The sequence below is a fragment of the Xenorhabdus sp. KJ12.1 genome, from assembly GCF_963876495.1.
GTDB classification, from domain to species: Bacteria; Pseudomonadota; Gammaproteobacteria; order Enterobacterales; family Enterobacteriaceae; genus Xenorhabdus; species Xenorhabdus stockiae.
On sequence record NZ_CAWNQH010000013.1, the window covers coordinates 86,103 to 101,501 of the forward strand.

15 protein-coding genes and 1 pseudogene are annotated in these 15,399 nt (G+C 42.5%); 11 read left to right on the forward strand and 5 right to left on the reverse strand.

Annotation, left to right across the window (positions count from 1 at the left end; all coding sequences use genetic code 11):
• Positions 1–143 precede the first annotated feature (143 nt).
• The 5 genes from AACS92_RS02455 (at position 144) to AACS92_RS02475 (ending at position 4,707) form a co-directional block, all read left to right on the forward strand.
• On the forward strand, positions 144–1,496 hold the full coding sequence (locus AACS92_RS02455; protein WP_099109884.1) for an SIR2 family protein: 1,353 nt from the start codon (positions 144–146) through the stop codon (positions 1,494–1,496).
• Between the two features lie 133 nt (positions 1,497–1,629).
• The gene (locus AACS92_RS02460; RefSeq protein WP_099109783.1) at positions 1,630–2,250 is read left to right on the forward strand and encodes a recombination protein NinG; all 621 of its coding nucleotides are present in this window, start codon (positions 1,630–1,632) and stop codon (positions 2,248–2,250) included.
• 187 nt (positions 2,251–2,437) lie between these two features.
• Positions 2,438–3,025, forward strand: coding sequence for a DUF1133 family protein (locus AACS92_RS02465; RefSeq protein ID WP_099109785.1), 588 nt, complete (start codon positions 2,438–2,440; stop codon positions 3,023–3,025).
• 478 nt (positions 3,026–3,503) lie between these two features.
• On the forward strand, positions 3,504–4,367 hold the full coding sequence (locus tag AACS92_RS02470; protein WP_099109786.1) for a Thoeris anti-defense Tad2 family protein: 864 nt from the start codon (positions 3,504–3,506) through the stop codon (positions 4,365–4,367).
• A 133-nt stretch (positions 4,368–4,500) separates the two neighbouring features.
• Positions 4,501–4,707 carry a hypothetical protein gene (locus AACS92_RS02475; protein ID WP_099109787.1) on the forward strand — a complete coding sequence of 69 codons (207 nt, stop codon included), beginning with the start codon at positions 4,501–4,503 and terminating at the stop codon, positions 4,705–4,707.
• Between the two features lie 130 nt (positions 4,708–4,837).
• Here AACS92_RS02475 and AACS92_RS02480 read toward each other — a convergent pair.
• Positions 4,838–5,536, reverse strand: a pseudogene (locus AACS92_RS02480) (transposase); the annotation flags it as partial.
• Between the two features lie 4 nt (positions 5,537–5,540).
• Here AACS92_RS02480 and AACS92_RS02485 point away from each other — a divergent pair.
• The 5 genes from AACS92_RS02485 (at position 5,541) to AACS92_RS02505 (ending at position 8,667) form a co-directional block, all read left to right on the forward strand.
• Positions 5,541–5,828 (forward strand): DUF2515 family protein, encoded by a 288-nt coding sequence (locus AACS92_RS02485; RefSeq protein WP_099109788.1) that lies wholly within the window; start codon positions 5,541–5,543, stop codon positions 5,826–5,828.
• Entirely contained in the window at positions 5,825–6,448 is a 624-nt protein-coding gene (locus tag AACS92_RS02490) for a hypothetical protein (protein ID WP_099109789.1), read from the forward strand. The genes AACS92_RS02485 and AACS92_RS02490 overlap by 4 nt, the downstream gene beginning before the upstream one ends.
• A gap of 76 nt (positions 6,449–6,524) precedes the next feature.
• Entirely contained in the window at positions 6,525–7,160 is a 636-nt protein-coding gene (locus tag AACS92_RS02495) for a hypothetical protein (RefSeq protein WP_099109790.1), read from the forward strand.
• 155 nt (positions 7,161–7,315) lie between these two features.
• A complete protein-coding gene (locus AACS92_RS02500; protein ID WP_099109791.1) occupies positions 7,316–7,948 on the forward strand; it encodes a hypothetical protein in 633 nt (210 codons plus the stop codon).
• Positions 7,949–8,025: 77 nt separating this feature from the next.
• Positions 8,026–8,667 (forward strand): hypothetical protein, encoded by a 642-nt coding sequence (locus AACS92_RS02505; protein ID WP_099109792.1) that lies wholly within the window; start codon positions 8,026–8,028, stop codon positions 8,665–8,667.
• Between the two features lie 439 nt (positions 8,668–9,106).
• Here AACS92_RS02505 and AACS92_RS02510 read toward each other — a convergent pair whose 3' ends face one another.
• Positions 9,107–11,881 carry a DUF927 domain-containing protein gene (locus AACS92_RS02510; RefSeq protein ID WP_099109793.1) on the reverse strand — a complete coding sequence of 925 codons (2,775 nt, stop codon included), beginning with the start codon at positions 11,879–11,881 and terminating at the stop codon, positions 9,107–9,109.
• 132 nt (positions 11,882–12,013) lie between these two features.
• Here AACS92_RS02510 and AACS92_RS02515 point away from each other — a divergent pair, with 132 nt between their 5' ends.
• Positions 12,014–12,193 carry a hypothetical protein gene (locus AACS92_RS02515; protein ID WP_099109885.1) on the forward strand — a complete coding sequence of 60 codons (180 nt, stop codon included), beginning with the start codon at positions 12,014–12,016 and terminating at the stop codon, positions 12,191–12,193.
• A gap of 72 nt (positions 12,194–12,265) precedes the next feature.
• Here the strand turns inward: AACS92_RS02515 and AACS92_RS02520 are convergent, their stop codons facing one another.
• From AACS92_RS02520 to AACS92_RS02530, 3 genes are all read right to left on the reverse strand, one after another.
• Positions 12,266–12,475 carry a helix-turn-helix transcriptional regulator gene (locus AACS92_RS02520; protein ID WP_038190420.1) on the reverse strand — a complete coding sequence of 70 codons (210 nt, stop codon included), beginning with the start codon at positions 12,473–12,475 and terminating at the stop codon, positions 12,266–12,268.
• A 693-nt stretch (positions 12,476–13,168) separates the two neighbouring features.
• A complete protein-coding gene (locus tag AACS92_RS02525; protein WP_193756914.1) occupies positions 13,169–13,576 on the reverse strand; it encodes an ester cyclase in 408 nt (135 codons plus the stop codon).
• 240 nt (positions 13,577–13,816) lie between these two features.
• Positions 13,817–15,079, reverse strand: coding sequence for a tyrosine-type recombinase/integrase (locus tag AACS92_RS02530; protein ID WP_099109795.1), 1,263 nt, complete (start codon positions 15,077–15,079; stop codon positions 13,817–13,819).
• Positions 15,080–15,399 lie beyond the last annotated feature (320 nt).

Consider the following 15,399-nt stretch of genomic DNA (forward strand, 5'->3'; position numbering starts at 1 on the left):
AGGTTAAACAATAACTGAAATGGCTAGGACAAAAGAAACACATAACTTTGTGTGATACATAACAAAAACCACTAATCTCAATAGACAGCGTATTAACTTATGTAGAGGATTATCTTATATATTCATTATCTATGATAAACCCTATGATTCGCGATTATAAGCAATATCAATCAGATGTAACGGATGATATCCAGGCATGTTTAGAAAGTCTTGAGTGTCAACCAATTCTTTTTATTGGATCAGGCCTAGCTAGGAGGTATGCAAACGGGCCAGATTGGGAAGGTTTATTGAAGGATTTAATGGCGAAGTGCCCAGAAATTAAGCATCCATTTGCTTATTACACACAAAAAAAAGTAACAAACATAGATATCGGAACTATTTTGTCTGACGCTTATCGTGATTGGGCGTGGGGTGATGGACGAAATGAGTTTCCAGAAGAACTATTTTGTGAAGATTATGAAGGGGATATCTATCTGAAGCATAAGATAGCTGATTTTTTTAAAGGGTTAAATATAGTTAATCAAAGAGAGTTTACTAAAGAAATAGAAGCGCTAAAAAAGATAAGGCCTCATTCTATAGTCACAACAAATTATGATAATATTATAAATAATATTTTTCCTGATTATGAAGTTATCGTTGGTCAACAGATTATTAGATTAGCTAATGGAAGTATTGGGGAAATATTTAAAATACATGGCTCTTGTGATGAACCAGAGTCAATAGTCATTAATAAAAATGATTATGATATTTTTTTAAGCAAGAAAAAATACCTTAGTGCTAAATTATTAACTTTCTTTGCTGAACACCCGTTAATATTTATTGGTTATAGCATTGAAGATGAGAATATAAAAGAAATTTTATCTGATATAGATGAAATTTTATCAGAGGGAGGGGGGTTAATTAGCAATATATACATTTTGCATAGAGATGCTGATTTAAATGATAATGCTTATCCGTCTCGAGAAGCTCTAATTCCAATAGATAATAATAAATCTATTCGAGTGAAAAGAATAGTATCTAATGATTTCACATGGGTTTTTGATGCTTTTTCAGATAATCCAACAATAAATAATTTTGATCCTAAGGTTTTAAGGGCATTATTGGCAAGAAGTTATAAGTTGATAAGAACTGATATTCCTAAAAACCCAGTGCAAATAGACTATAAAAGATTAAGTTCTATTGCTAATGAAAGTAATGAATTACCTCGTTTGTATGGGATAACGGATGCTTCAACTCCGGAAGCGTTTAATTCGAATTACCCATTTAGCTTAACAAGATTAGGGCAGGCATTGGGTTTTAAAGGATGGCATGGTGCTAATGACTTACTCCAGAATGTGAAAGAAATTACAGGGGTCGATCTAAAATCATCTGATAATAAATATCATTGCGCCATAATGAATGGAGAAATAAAAGTGTCCAGTAGATACTCCAATGAAGCGAAAGAATTATTAATTTTAGTAAAAGACGGAAAAAAGTTCAGCCTTGATATGGGTTAAGTTATTGGCTATTTGCAAAAGCCGCCTGATGGCGGTTTTTTTATGGAAAAAGGGAATCAAATGAAATACCTCATATTCACACTCTTTTGGATAACAGTCACACTGATTATTGGATTGGCTTTAGGGGGATAAGGTGGCAAAGGCGAGAACGCCGAAGCCCAAGACTTGTAAGATTTGCCAATCAGAATTCACACCTAGAAGTACCACTCACACCGTCTGTTCTCTCGAATGCACCCTCGAATTATCAAATAGAAACATCCAACGCAAGGAGGACAGAGCACTCCGGCGTCAGCGTTCTATTGAACGTCAGGAACTGAAAGCTAGACGGGAAAAGCTAAAGTCTAAATCTGACTGGACTAAAGAAGCGCAAGCCGCAGTTAATAAATACATATTTTGGCGTGATTATGGTCAGCCATGTATTGCCTGTGGCAGGGCACTGAATTACGGCGTGAGAGGAGGGGCAGTTGATGCAAGCCATTACAGGTCAAGAGGATCGGCCTCACATTTAAGGTTTAATCTATTCAATATTCATGCTGGTTGTGTCCAATGCAACCGCGACCTATCAGGGAATTTAATCCCGTACCGCATAAACCTGATTGAGAAAATTGGTGAAGAGCGAGTCACTCAATTGGAGCGCGACAACCAACCACGCAAATTCAATATCGAGTACCTGAAACGGGTGAAAAAGCTCTTCACTCGTCGTGCCAGGTATTACGAAAAGCGGCAGAAACAGAAACAAATGGAGGCAGCATAGTGTTTACCGAACTAGAGCCTGCAATCGAAGAGGCCAGATATCTGAAAAGGAGAAAGGGTCATCACCGCTGCATTCTCCAACTGGAGGGCGGGAGGATGGTTGTTAGGGTACATAGAAAATCAATGGCGGGAATTTTGATGTATACAACGCGTCTCGATAAAGAGCATACGGTATTGCCGGAGGTAAGATGAGAAAGGGAGATTACACGGAACTAGCCGGCTTTAGGTCTGAAAAACAACTTCGTCAAAAATGGTGCAGAGGGGTGAAAAAAATAACTCCCTCAGATCGCACATGGGTAAGGTATATGTTGATGTTATGGGGGGCTGAAAATCAAGGTGATGATTCACCGGGTGGCGGAAATATTAATATCATTGGTCGCCTGATGGTGAGGGAAACATGGGATGACGGAACCACTACCGCAATTAATTTAGTGATGACTAATTATGCGAAATTAGGCTACACCGGAAAGGAATTATTAGAGAAAGTGAAAGAAGTAATCATGCCAAATAAATCAACTCTCGGTGCTCTTCGCTTCGCCAAAGAAAAAGATGATGCCGAATTTGTTGAAAAGTGTATGACTGAAGTATTCACGATTGATAATCCCATTCGCGATGTAGTTATTAAACGATACAAGATGCGCAGAAGCTCTCAAAGCATTTTAGAGAGCCTTTCTCATCAGACAGGTATTGATATTGATTCTGCAAAACGGCGCGTCAGGTGGGCTAATAACGCTGCTGAAGATATGCTTTATTCCATTATGACAGAGAATAAATAGAATTTATTTTTATAAAATGAAAAATAAGGAGAAATATATTTAACAAACGCGCCTAAAAACTATATGTTTTATGTTATGCTCGAGTAGTAAAACCGAAAGCAGATTAAAGCCTCACTAACCAAGTGGGGCTTTTTCGTATCTACCAGTAGTTAATTTAGAGTTTTCAGCTCAAAGTGTACGTTACGATCAATACCTATATTATAGTTAAATCAATATATTAAGTGTGATTTTAAGTGTTTCGGTCAACATGCTGATCGCCATAGATTAAGCTCATACCAGCACCAAACTTCAAATATACACCTCACTGAATCACGCACTCGACTAACAGACAAACTTTATCATGCGTCACCTTATTTTAAGGCGTATTGATTCTGTTACAGGCTATTCAATTGAGATAGGAACCTGACCTCAGTAATATTAACTGGCTAGTTAGCAGTAGGATGAAATGACCTTTAACGAATAATAAAGTGAGGTGTTTATGTCTGATGTTAATAAGCAGGATGGTACGCAATGTTCTTTTGATCCTGAACAATTTAAAGTTAAAATTAAATCTGTTAAGTACGAAGCGATTGAACCTAAAATTAAATCTGTTGAGTATGAAGCGATTGAGCCTAAAATTAAATCTGTTGAATATGAAGCGATTGAACCTAAGATTAAATCTATTGAATTTAATGATAGTGTAGGTGCGCCAGCAGGTACTTTCCCGTGGGCAATTATTCAAGTGTATTTAAATAAGCCAGTGAGACGCAGTAGCTGGAATGCAAATATATACCTTATTCCCAAAAACGACAGTTCTGGCCATCTTATCTATATTCAGGAGTCAGATACAGATGGTAGTCCTTCACCTTGGGTGCCTGAATCAAAAGATATGATGGCCTGTGATTGGGTTTTGATGGATTGTATGCTGTCTTTTGATCTAAATGTAGAGAAAGGCAGTTACCAAAACGTTGAGCTGATATATGGCTACCTCGCTGACGATGAGTTTGAATCTGGTGGGAATCAAGGGCCTTTTGGTACTTTAACTAACCTTAAAAATAAAACTGATATTACGAAATTTTCATATTTCGTGTGGGATGATGAAGGTAAGGGCATTTATATCAGGGTCTCCTCTGATAACAATCAAGAAGGCCATCAGAAAATGGTAGAGTTATTTGATAAAATTCTTTCTGTAAATGTTGATGGGGTACTTTATCATCTAGGAAGCGCTGGCGAAGCATCTATTGTTGGTGAAGGCCCATACGAATTCATCGGGCAGTATAATAACACTGATGCATCAAAACTAGGCGATCTACTGAAACAAAACGTAGGTAATACACTGTTTTTTTGCTTCAACTGGAAATAAATCCACACACTGAATTCAAGGCTGCTTAATGCGGCCTTTTTTATTAATCTATTAATGATGTGACACTTAGCTGAGAAGCGTTTATTTATTGATCATATTATCTCCTGGCGTACGCAACAATAGGAGAAAATGCATGCACTATTATGTTCATACTGAAACTGACAATCAGGGTGATTACGAAGTACACCATGCCGGATGTCTTCATATCCCACTAGCTAGGAATAGAGAGTACCTTGGCTATTTTTCTAGTTGCACTCTTGCTGTCGCACGGGCAAAAGAGATTGGTTATAAAACTGCCGATGGTTGTTACTGGTGCTCACCGGCTTGCCATACATCCTGATATCAACAATATGAATTCATCAAAGGTCGCTATATGCGACCTTTCAGACTGCTGACAAACCGCGTTGAAAATAACGCGGTTTGTTGCCTTCATTATAAATCCTTATCTTTCGATTTTTCCTGCCTCATCCCTAAACAATCCTTTTTGGGCACGTGATTGGGCTTCTGGCCCCGTTAAATACACGAAAGCACCGCAGATAAAACCAACAAAGGGCCGCCACCAGTAAGGCTATCTTCTTGATATTTTGAGCTGTTGCCGCCAGCAGACACTGGATCTGGACTTTCAATAAACCCCGAAAATGCGCATAACGATGCCCATTATGCTGTTTCGCATCCGCAAAACTGCGCTCTATCGTTTCTTTCCGGCGCTTATGCATCTTTTTACCCCACGGGGTTAAACGCATGTCTCTCGCCTTTTCTTTGTCCCTTTCCCAGATATGCCGCGCTATCGTTTTTCCTTTTTTTGCGTGGGTACAGGCCGCTCGCAGGGGACAGCCCTGGCAAATACCGGCCGCCGTCCGGTAATAACGATATCCCTGACGACCTGTCGTCGTATAAATCAGCGTTTCACCCTGCGGGCAGTGATAGCAGTCCTGTTGCGGATCATCAATAAACTGTTTCTTCTGAAACCTATTGGGCCCTTTGTTTGGGCGACGATAGCTGATAACCGGGATCAGTCCCAGTTGTGCGGTCAGATGGCAAACCGACGCAGTAAAATAGCCCGCATCCAGCACGACAGCGACAGGATTCAGCGGAAAACGCGCCAGCTGACGCTTTAGGCGTCCAATCAGCGGTTGGCTGTCGTGGACATGGCCGGCTGTGGCGTAGGTAGTCATGGGACTGTGGGGAAATCAGGTGTTCCATTCATTTGGAGTGACTTCTATAACACAGCCTGTTGAATTGCCACTTGCTGCTCAGTGTAAGACTACTAATGATGGCAGAACAATCGAATTTACCAATGGTATACTAGATGGTATCACGGGTGATCTCTCCGATGTAGATCAACGTATGGAATTTGTCTACAAAGCAGCAACGCGTTTTGATGAGATGCTACGTGGCAGTGAACGAAATATGATCACCGAGTCTCTAGAAGAGATTGCGTCAAATGGAGGTGTTAAATGACACTGTTACAACGCATAGTGCAACAACGTGGGCGTTTAATATTGGCATTATTAATCGTTCTGAGTTTAACTGCTGCCTATATGTACCACTCTTTTAATTCTCCTGGGCCTGCTGAGATAGTCTTAGTGATTGGTGAACCTTACGAGGCTATGCGGCAGCGCTCCAGTGCGGAAATTGCCCCACAAGGTGCGAGTAACATCGGATTCAAAATCCCTAAAACCAATGCGCGTTTGCGTTTTATCGACCCGAAATATGGGTTTGTTACCCCTCCGGCTCGATTTTTTACGGTTTCCTATGAAAACGGAATAATCGATAACGTGCGCATGTCCCCACAAATCGAACCATTGCTTTATGAAGATGCAATTAAGATTGTTCTGGATTTGCAAGATCAGTGGCGTAAAACGGGGTGGGAGCTGACTAGGGAATACCAACCTCTAGTAAATACACCTGAATTGCATGATAGCCTTCGCCGTATGAAAGGTACTGGAATGACCTTTTGGCAAGCAGGCAATCTATATCAAGTTATGCTGAATATTGCGCGTTTCAAAGATGATCGGCATCCTAGTGAAGAACGATATTTGATTACATTGCAGATTGCCGAGCCGTGGGTAAAGCCATAACGTAACCTCGGTGGGTGTGAGAAGGTAATATTTTCACACCCACTATCTAGGGTATTGCTTCAGGATGAGGTATAGAATGAATTTGTTACAACGCATAGGCTGGTGGCGTAGTGGTTTAATTGTAGCACTATCCATCGTTCTAGGTTTGACTGTCATCCTCTATCATTCCTTTAATTCTCGTGAATCTGAGATCGCGTTGATGATAGGTGAACCTTACGAGGCGATGCGTCAACGATCCAGTGCTAAGATTAGCCCACCATATGATAATAGTATCGGATTCAGAATCCCAAAAATGGATGCACGCTTACGTTTTACCGATCCGAGATACGGATTTACTACCCCTCCTGCACGATTTTTGACTGTTTCCTATAATAAAGGAATGATCGAGAGTGTGCGCATGTCTCCACAAATTGAACCATTACTCTATGACGATGCGATCAAGATTGTACTGGATTTACAAGATCAGTGGCGTAAAGCAGGCTGGGTACTTACCAAAGCTAAAGAGCGTCCGGCCTTGGCCAACACACCCGAATTGCATAATGATCTTCGCAATAGGAAAGGTTCAGCAGGGACAACTTATTGGCAAGCGGGAGAACAGTATCAGGTCATGTTGATTATGAGGCGTTTCAGAGATGACCGACACCCACGCGAAGAGCGATATTTGATCACGCTGGCGATTGCTGAGCCGTGGGTAAAGAATTATTCAGACTGATGCGCTGCACTTGTTTTCTCCGATTTACCGGGCTAATGAATTAACTCGATAAATCGGGGAGCTGCACAACATTTTGATGAGCTGTTACACAGGAATAGTATACGAAATTTGATCGAAAAATCGATACAAGCAATTGCTTCAGAGCGAGGTGTAGAATGAGTTTGTTGCAAGGCATAGATTGGCAGCGCAGTAGTTTAGTTTTATCTTTGCTTATCATTCTAGGCCTGGCAGGCATCTATCTTTATCATGTCTTTTATTCTCGCGAACCCGCCGAGATAGCCTTGGTGATCGGTGAGCCTTATGAGGAAATGCGACAACGTTCTAGTGCTGTTATTGATCCTCATATGCCTGGTCACGCTTGGTATAACACTCCAAAAACGGATGCACGCTTACGCTTTATTGACCCCAAATATGAGTTTGTGACCCCTCCAGCCCGATTTTTTACTGTTATGTTTGATGACGGAGTAATCGATGGTGTACGCATGTCACCACAAATAGAGCCGTTACTTTACGATGATGCGATCAAAATTGTGTTGGATTTACAAGAACAGTGGCACAAAGCGGGTTGGGTACTGACCAAAGCTAAAGAACGCCCGGCTTTAGCCAACACTCCAGAATTGCATGCTCAACTGCGTAGTATGAAAGGGGGGGCTGGAACAACTTTTTGGCAAGCAGGTGAACAGTATCAGATAATGTTAAATATAGCGCTTTTCCACGATGATGCTCATCCTGATGAAGAGCGCTATTTGATCACATTGCAGATTGCCGAGCCGTGGATAAAGCCATAGCGTAATCTTAGGTGGGTGTGGGAAGATAATATTTTCACACCCATTATCTAGGATGTTGTGTCAAATGGAGGTGTCAAATGAATCTGTTACAACGCGTGTTGCAGCAACGTGGGCGTTTAATATTGGCATCATTAATCGTTCTGAGTCTGATTGGCATCTATCTTTACCATTCTTTTAATTCCCGTGAACCAGCCGAAATAGCCTTAGTGATCGGTGAACCTTATGAGGCGATGCGGCAACGCTCTAGCGCTAAAATTAGCCCACCATACGATAATAGCATCGGGTTCAGAATCCCAAAAACGGATGCAAGTTTACGTTTTACCGAACCAAAATACGGGTTTATTACCCCCTCAGCAAGATTTTTCACTGTTTCCTATAATAAAGGAATGATCGAGAGTGTGCGCATGTCTCCACAAATTGAACCGTTACTCTATGACGATGCGATCAAGATTGTACTGGATTTACAAGATCAGTGGCGTAAAGCAGGCTGGGTACTTACCAAAGCTAAAGAGCGTCCGGCTTTGGCCAACACACCCGAATTGCGTAACGATCTTCGCAATAGGAAAGGTTCAGCAGGGACGACCTATTGGCAAGCGGGAGAACAGTATCAGGTCATGTTGATTATGAGACGTTTCAGAGATGACCGACACCCACGCGAAGAACGATATTTAATCACGCAGGCGATTGCTGAGCCGTGGGTAAAAAATTATTCAGACTGACGCGCTACGCTTGTCTTCTCCGAGCTACCGGGCTAATACATTAACCCGGTAGCTCGGAGAGCTGAAAAAAATAACCGTTACTATCGATTCTCTTTATATAACTACACCAATTTTCACGGGATAACGGGGTAAATGACCTATTTATTATATATTTCATTGCGTTACTCTATCCCATGTTATCCCAGCCTATCCCGTAACATCATGTTACTAATTTAAATCTTTTAAAATTCAATAAATTAATACCTACCAGAGAAAAATCTTTTTCGGGATAACTTCCATTGCCACGATATCACTTTATTTGTAATCATCTAATGTTACGGGATAGCGCGGGATAATACAGGATAAATAAAATATCTATAACTAACTGATATATCTTAAAATAAACCTTTATTATCCCAATATCCCGTTATCCCAACGTTTTTTCCTCTTGCGTGAGGGGTTAATCCTCATCTCTGAAAATCAGCACCACAAACCGTCCCTGAGTGCCGTTTACTGAGATGGTTTTGCTGATAAAACGGTCTTTCTCCGCTTTAACCAGCATTCCGGCCTCTTCTAAGGCTTCAAAGCCGGATTTTTTCTGTAATCCCTGTAATATCTCTGCTTCAAATACACTGGGGATAATGTGGTATTCTGCCTGTCCATCATGACGGCGGTTATGCACCAGATACCCGGCAAGATCACTAATTCTCATGGCGTGTGAGGTATCAATATCGCCATTTGGCCTGCCGTAGGTATAAGGCTGAAAGCGTGACAGCCCGTATTTCTGGATAAAGTCACGCGTTCGTGTGATCACCTGATATTTTTCCCGGTTTCCGATGCCAAAGTCGGCTAACCAGTCATCGAAACTTTGCTTTACCGCAGCATGACACGCATCTTTATTCCAGCCGGTAATATGGGTTGCCAGCTCTCCAACGGCATCCAGTAACGCGAAACGCACGGCAACGCGCTTGACTTGCGCTGAGGCTTCTTCTGGCAGGTTATCAAGCCACTCTTTTTCTTTACGGGCAGTCATTTCTATTGCCTGCTCCTGATTCTCAGACAACCACCGAATCCATTCACGACCCGCAGCACCACAATAGCGTTTGGATTCCCGTTTGATGGCTCTTGCATGAGAATCACCATCCTCATAGCCATTGAAAAATGCCGTATCAATAAAGGGCACACTGAGCAGCCTGACAAGCTGTCCGGCTTTTGGGGTGATCCCACCTTTTATCAGAAACGTTTCTAAATCTTCCTCGCCTGTCGAAAGGGCAGCAATCTTCCAACGGATCACTGCACGGTTTCCGCCTTCCCGTTTCCCCTGAATTTTGCCGACACCGTTAAACAGACTGTAGGCACTGTTAGCGACTTCCTTCGGGTTAGAACTTTGCCCGATTTCGTCAATCGGCATAAAACCATCGTTACGGGCTGCGGCTTCGTTGTTTAACCCGTGGTTAGTACCGTGCCATGATAATTTCAATTCTTCGGGATCACCGTATAAGCTGCTGGCCGCTTCAACGGTGGTGGTTTTCCCTGCGGAGGATTGGGCGAATAAATGCACACCAAAGCAGCTCCCGCCTGTCAGCGAATTAAGTGGGGCAGACAATCCCACCAGTACGCCCAGTATCATTGAGCGGTTGCCTTGCAGTAATGACGCAACGTGTGTTTTCCACTGTTCGGTGCTTCCTCTGACCACATAACCGGCAATGGCGGAGGTACCACCACTGAACGCCACAGGCATATAAGGCTGACCGATGATTTCACCGTCCGGCATGACATATGCACCGCAGTGCCAGCCTGCTTTCTGTGTCACAACCCATTCACGGCGATCGCCGCTGCGTTGCAGATGCTCAGCTAAAACAGGCAACAGACTATTTTTTACGGTGATGTTCATTCCCCGCGAACGCAGTCTGGCCCAGCCAACCGGCATCCCGATTTCACGGCGCGGAAGTGCCTCAACAATATATTTTCCTGTGCCTTCCTGACGTAGCTTAATAATGAGATAACCTTCGCTGCCATCATTGCCAATGCCAACGATTTCCATGTAATCACTCAGCCATTTTTCAACTTCGATGATTTCGCCACCTTGTTCTTTCGGTTCAACCCAGTAAATTCCATTCTTGCGGATATCGATATGAGGTTTTAGCGGATCGTATTCTTTCTCTTGGTATTCATCTGAATGAGTGGTTACAGAGTTTGGCACTGCTACATTCCCTGCCGCCTGATATAACCCATTACTGAATGCCTGCTTTGCGGCCTCAATACCATGCTGCTGGCGATAATCATCCCAATCAGCTTTGTATTCCGTTGGTGGCAACGTAACCCAACCATTCACTGCAAGGGCCGCTTTTTCTGCTGAAACCTTGCCGATATTTACTTTTGGTCTGCCGTTCTTATCCAGTTCGTCGGGGTGATGCCAGTCATTATCTGCTGCCAGAATAATTTTCGTGTCCGGCCAACGCTCCCTAACGGTTTTAGCGACAGAATACAAATTGCCAGCATCCAGCGCCGCCAGAACAGTACCTTTATAGAGCTTGCTAACCGTCAGTGCCGTGGCATAACCCTCGGTAATGATTACCGTGTCGGGATTTTTTTCCAGTACTGATACAGTAATAAACGCGCCTTTCTTCTGGCTGCCAGACAGTAATTTTTTCTCACCGTCAGGTTTGATGATTTGTGCACCAGTGACCTTTTTATCTAACGCTGTCAGTACCAATAATAGGGAATCATCTTCCAGTAAACGCTGATTATGGTGTTGTAGTCCCTTTGCAGCCAGATAGGGCGATGGCCCAGCAACAGTTTGAGCCATCAGTGCCGCGACTCTTTTGGCAATCGGCTGTACTGGATAAGTGATTTCTTTGGCTGGTTTGGATTCTGGCAAAGGTAATGCCAGTACTTTAGCAACAATCTTAGCAGCCTCAAGAACTGAGATACGGTTGGTTTTCGCTACTAAATCCAATCCATCGCCGTAATTCGGAAGATCACACTGGCGACAGTGCCAGTTGCCGTGATGGTGGTCATCCATAAAGTGAAAACGGTCGGTGCCGCCGCAGACAGGGCAAGCGCTATGTTTACCCTTTGCAGGAATATCGATACCACAGGCAGGTAACAGATTTTCCCAATGGTACATAGCGGATTGCTTCACGGTTTGGATAAATTCGAGCGGTTTTTGGCTGTCTGATTTATCCAAAGATGTCAATTTAGGGCGAGTTTGGTTATGCTGTGTATCAGCCATTATCGTTACTCCAATTAACGGTTATTGGTCAGACGCCTCAGATGTGTTCCAGCACACTGGGGCGTTGTTTTTTCATATTGATATAGGTAATGTGTAATGACACATAAACACATTACAGTGAGTGTAATTGACATGTCAACACACAAAAATACTCGTCGGGGCAATCCCCCATTCCAATTCAGACTTGATCCTGAACTACGGGCGCTCATGGAAATAGCCCAGGCACAAGATGGCGATGAGTCTTTAGCTGCGTGGATTAAGCGCATTGTCCGCAGAGAATTGCAGTCAAGAGGTATTGAATCTAACCTCTGAAAAAAGCAAGTTAAGGGTAGGCAAGTGCTACCCTTAGTTTTTTTATTCTTATCAAATGGTAGGTACATGTCATTAAATTCCACGAGACTCAGCAATCCGCTGATCTACCCAGCCATCAATTTCTGATTCAACAAACGCAACCGAACGAGGGCCGATTTTGACTTGCTTCGGGAACTTATCTTCTTTAATCAGCCTGTAGATCCATGCCTTGCTGTAGCCCGTTCTGCGCTGAACTTCTGGCAGGCGAATAAGACTTTCTTTAGATGTTGTAATCGTTGGCATGTATACCCCCTGTTATCGAGTCCTTGAAATGCCTTGGTAGACGTTACTTGATGACAGAGGATTATTTAAAAATTCTGTTTAATTGAAAGCGTAAACTCTTTATGCAATTCGTAAAATTAAATGCGGGTTATTGACTGTATGAAAAATAGCCCTACGTGCCACGGGCACAGAAGATTAAAAAGCAATCATGTGTATAATGAATACCTTTCATTAATAATTTGAAAAATAAAGGAATATATTATTTATTCAGAGAGTGGGGCTTTAATTATTTATTTTTTGTATGAAAAATAGTCTTTGTTGTCTTGGGCAACACCGTTTAAAAAAACATCTTTTGCGTAAATTTCAACCAAAAGAAAGGTAAAATAAATTATTGACAGGATCAGAATATAAAATTCTTATCTGTTTATAAACTGCATAAAAAACAGACTTTGCTAGTACTGCCAGAAAAGGATAAAAAATCACCATATGATGATTGTTATACTATGATGGATTTATCCATTACTCTATCTGGCAGTATTCTGTAGAAAGGCACGGCTAAAGCTGAAAGTCGGCGATGAGCGAATTATGTACACTCACACCCTAAGAATTACACTTTCAGGTGATTCAGGGTATGTACTCACTGGTTACGAATAGTGAGCAAGAATCATTTAATGATCGCCGCTTTTCTTTCGAACCAGAAAATGTAGATGAATTTTATTTCTTTCTTGATGATAGAAGCTGCTCTGCTAGATCTGTACTTACCCATTCTTCTACGATCAATTTATCCTCAAAGCGACTCACCGCCATTTCTCGCCACACGATCTGGCGGTTGCAGGCTGGGAACCCCTTGTAAGCCCCTTTTTGTACTCCGCGCAGTGTCCTTTGCCATGCCACTCTATCGCTGCCCTCAAGAAGAATTTCCACTTCTACTTGTGGCTCAGGAAACGCCTCACGAACTTGGTTGATGGCTGCTTGGATGACATTGTGCCCCCCGGAATAGTCTTGGCTCGTAAGATGCACAACATAGTCTGACGAGAAAAACTCGCCGATTGATTGAATTTCACCTCTCTCAAAAAGGCTGTTTGCTGCGGCTTGGACGATTGAGGAAAGCGACTTGCTCATAGTTTTCTCCATTGTGGATTGTGAAACTACCATACTCAGCATATGTGGTCTAAATCAATGGAAATTAGCCATTGCGAATGAATAAAAAGTTTGTTGAATGACTCAATGCATAAAGCTGACTATCAGATTAAAGATGAAATAATACAACTATGGGTTGTATAAAAAGCAGACTTTGTTGGCACTACCAACAAAGTCTAAAAAATCATCTTTTATTCAGTATATTATAAGTATTAATAAATGTTACTTCCGGCGTTTCTTAGCAAAATCATACGGCGTGATATGTTTTTCGCGGTTGGCATCCAGATAATCGGCCCACCATTGCACCATCAGTCGCCGTTCATCCAGATGTTTAGAGGTGTGAATATAGGCGGCTCTGACGTTTTTTCTTTCCACATGGCTTAACTGGCGTTCGATGGCGTCATCGTTCCATAATCCTGATTCTCCCATTGCACCACGTGCCATTGTTCGGAACCCATGCCCGCAAACATCGGTTTTGGTGTCGTATCCCATGCCACGAAGGGCATTATTAACCGTGCTTTCACTCATGACCTTTTGTGGATCGTGATCGTTAGGGAACATGACTTCACAATCACCACTCAGCTCGCGCAATGACTTGAACAAAATGACAGCCTGACGACTCAAAGGAACAATATGCTCCGTTTTCATTTTCATGCCTCGTTCGGAGAATTTAACGCCTTCAATGGTTTTTCTTGTGGCAGGGATTTTCCAGACTGCATTTTCAAGATCGAGTTCTTCCCAACGCGCAAATCTCAGTTCACTGGAACGGACGAACGTTAATAAAGTCAGCTCCACCGCGATACGGGTGATTAAACGTCCACGATAGCGAGAAAGTCGGCTCAAAAATTCAGGTAAACGTTCGTGGGGCAGGGCGGGGTGATGTTTAGATTTAACAGTAGAAAGTGCACCAGCCATATCATTAGCCGGATTGGAATCAAGGATATCATTCTGAACGGCATAACGCATGATGGAAGTGACACGTTGCTGTAATCGCTGGGCAATATCATGTTTTCCATCAGCATCAACGGTTTTGATCGGCGCTAACAGTTGGCTTGTCCGTAAAGTGGAAATATCAAGCTTGCCAATATGCGGAAATATATAATGTTCAAGGCTGCGTAGAATGCGGTTGCCGTGATCTTCGCTCCAGCGTTTGTTGCTGGCGTGCCAGTCACGGGCGACCTTTTCAAAGGTATGTTTTCCCTTTACTCCAGCATGTGCGTCTTTTTTCTCGGCTTTGGGATCAATCCCTTGAGCAATTAGCTTTTTTGCTTCATCTCGTTTGGTGCGAGCATCAGCTAAAGAGATGGCCGGATAGACACCGAAAGCCAGTCGGTCTTCTTTTTTATCGGTGGGGCGGTAGTACTTCATACGCCAGTACTTCGAGCCGCGTGTCGTGACTTCTAAATAGAGGCCACCACCATCAGCGAGTTTGTAGGTTTTTTCTTTGGGTTTTGCTGTTTCGATTTGTCGTGCGTTTAGTTTCATTATAAGGGGCACATTTAAAATAGAAGTGTAGGTGCCCCTGATTATGCCCCGCCGTGCATATTGATTGCAATAGACTAGAGTAGACCTAAAAAGAAAAGACCTGATTGATTAATCAGGTCTTTCTAGGAGTTAGTTTACTAGTGTAGACGTTAGTAAACTTATATTTGGTGCCCAGGGCGGGACTTGAACCCGCACAGCCTTACAGCCGAGGGATTTTAAAATCGTTGTTGTTTTGTTTAAAATCAATATATTACAGGTGTTCTGCCTAATATGAGCTTTTATTTTCACCCTTTAAAATCAGACTATTGGGCGATTATTTT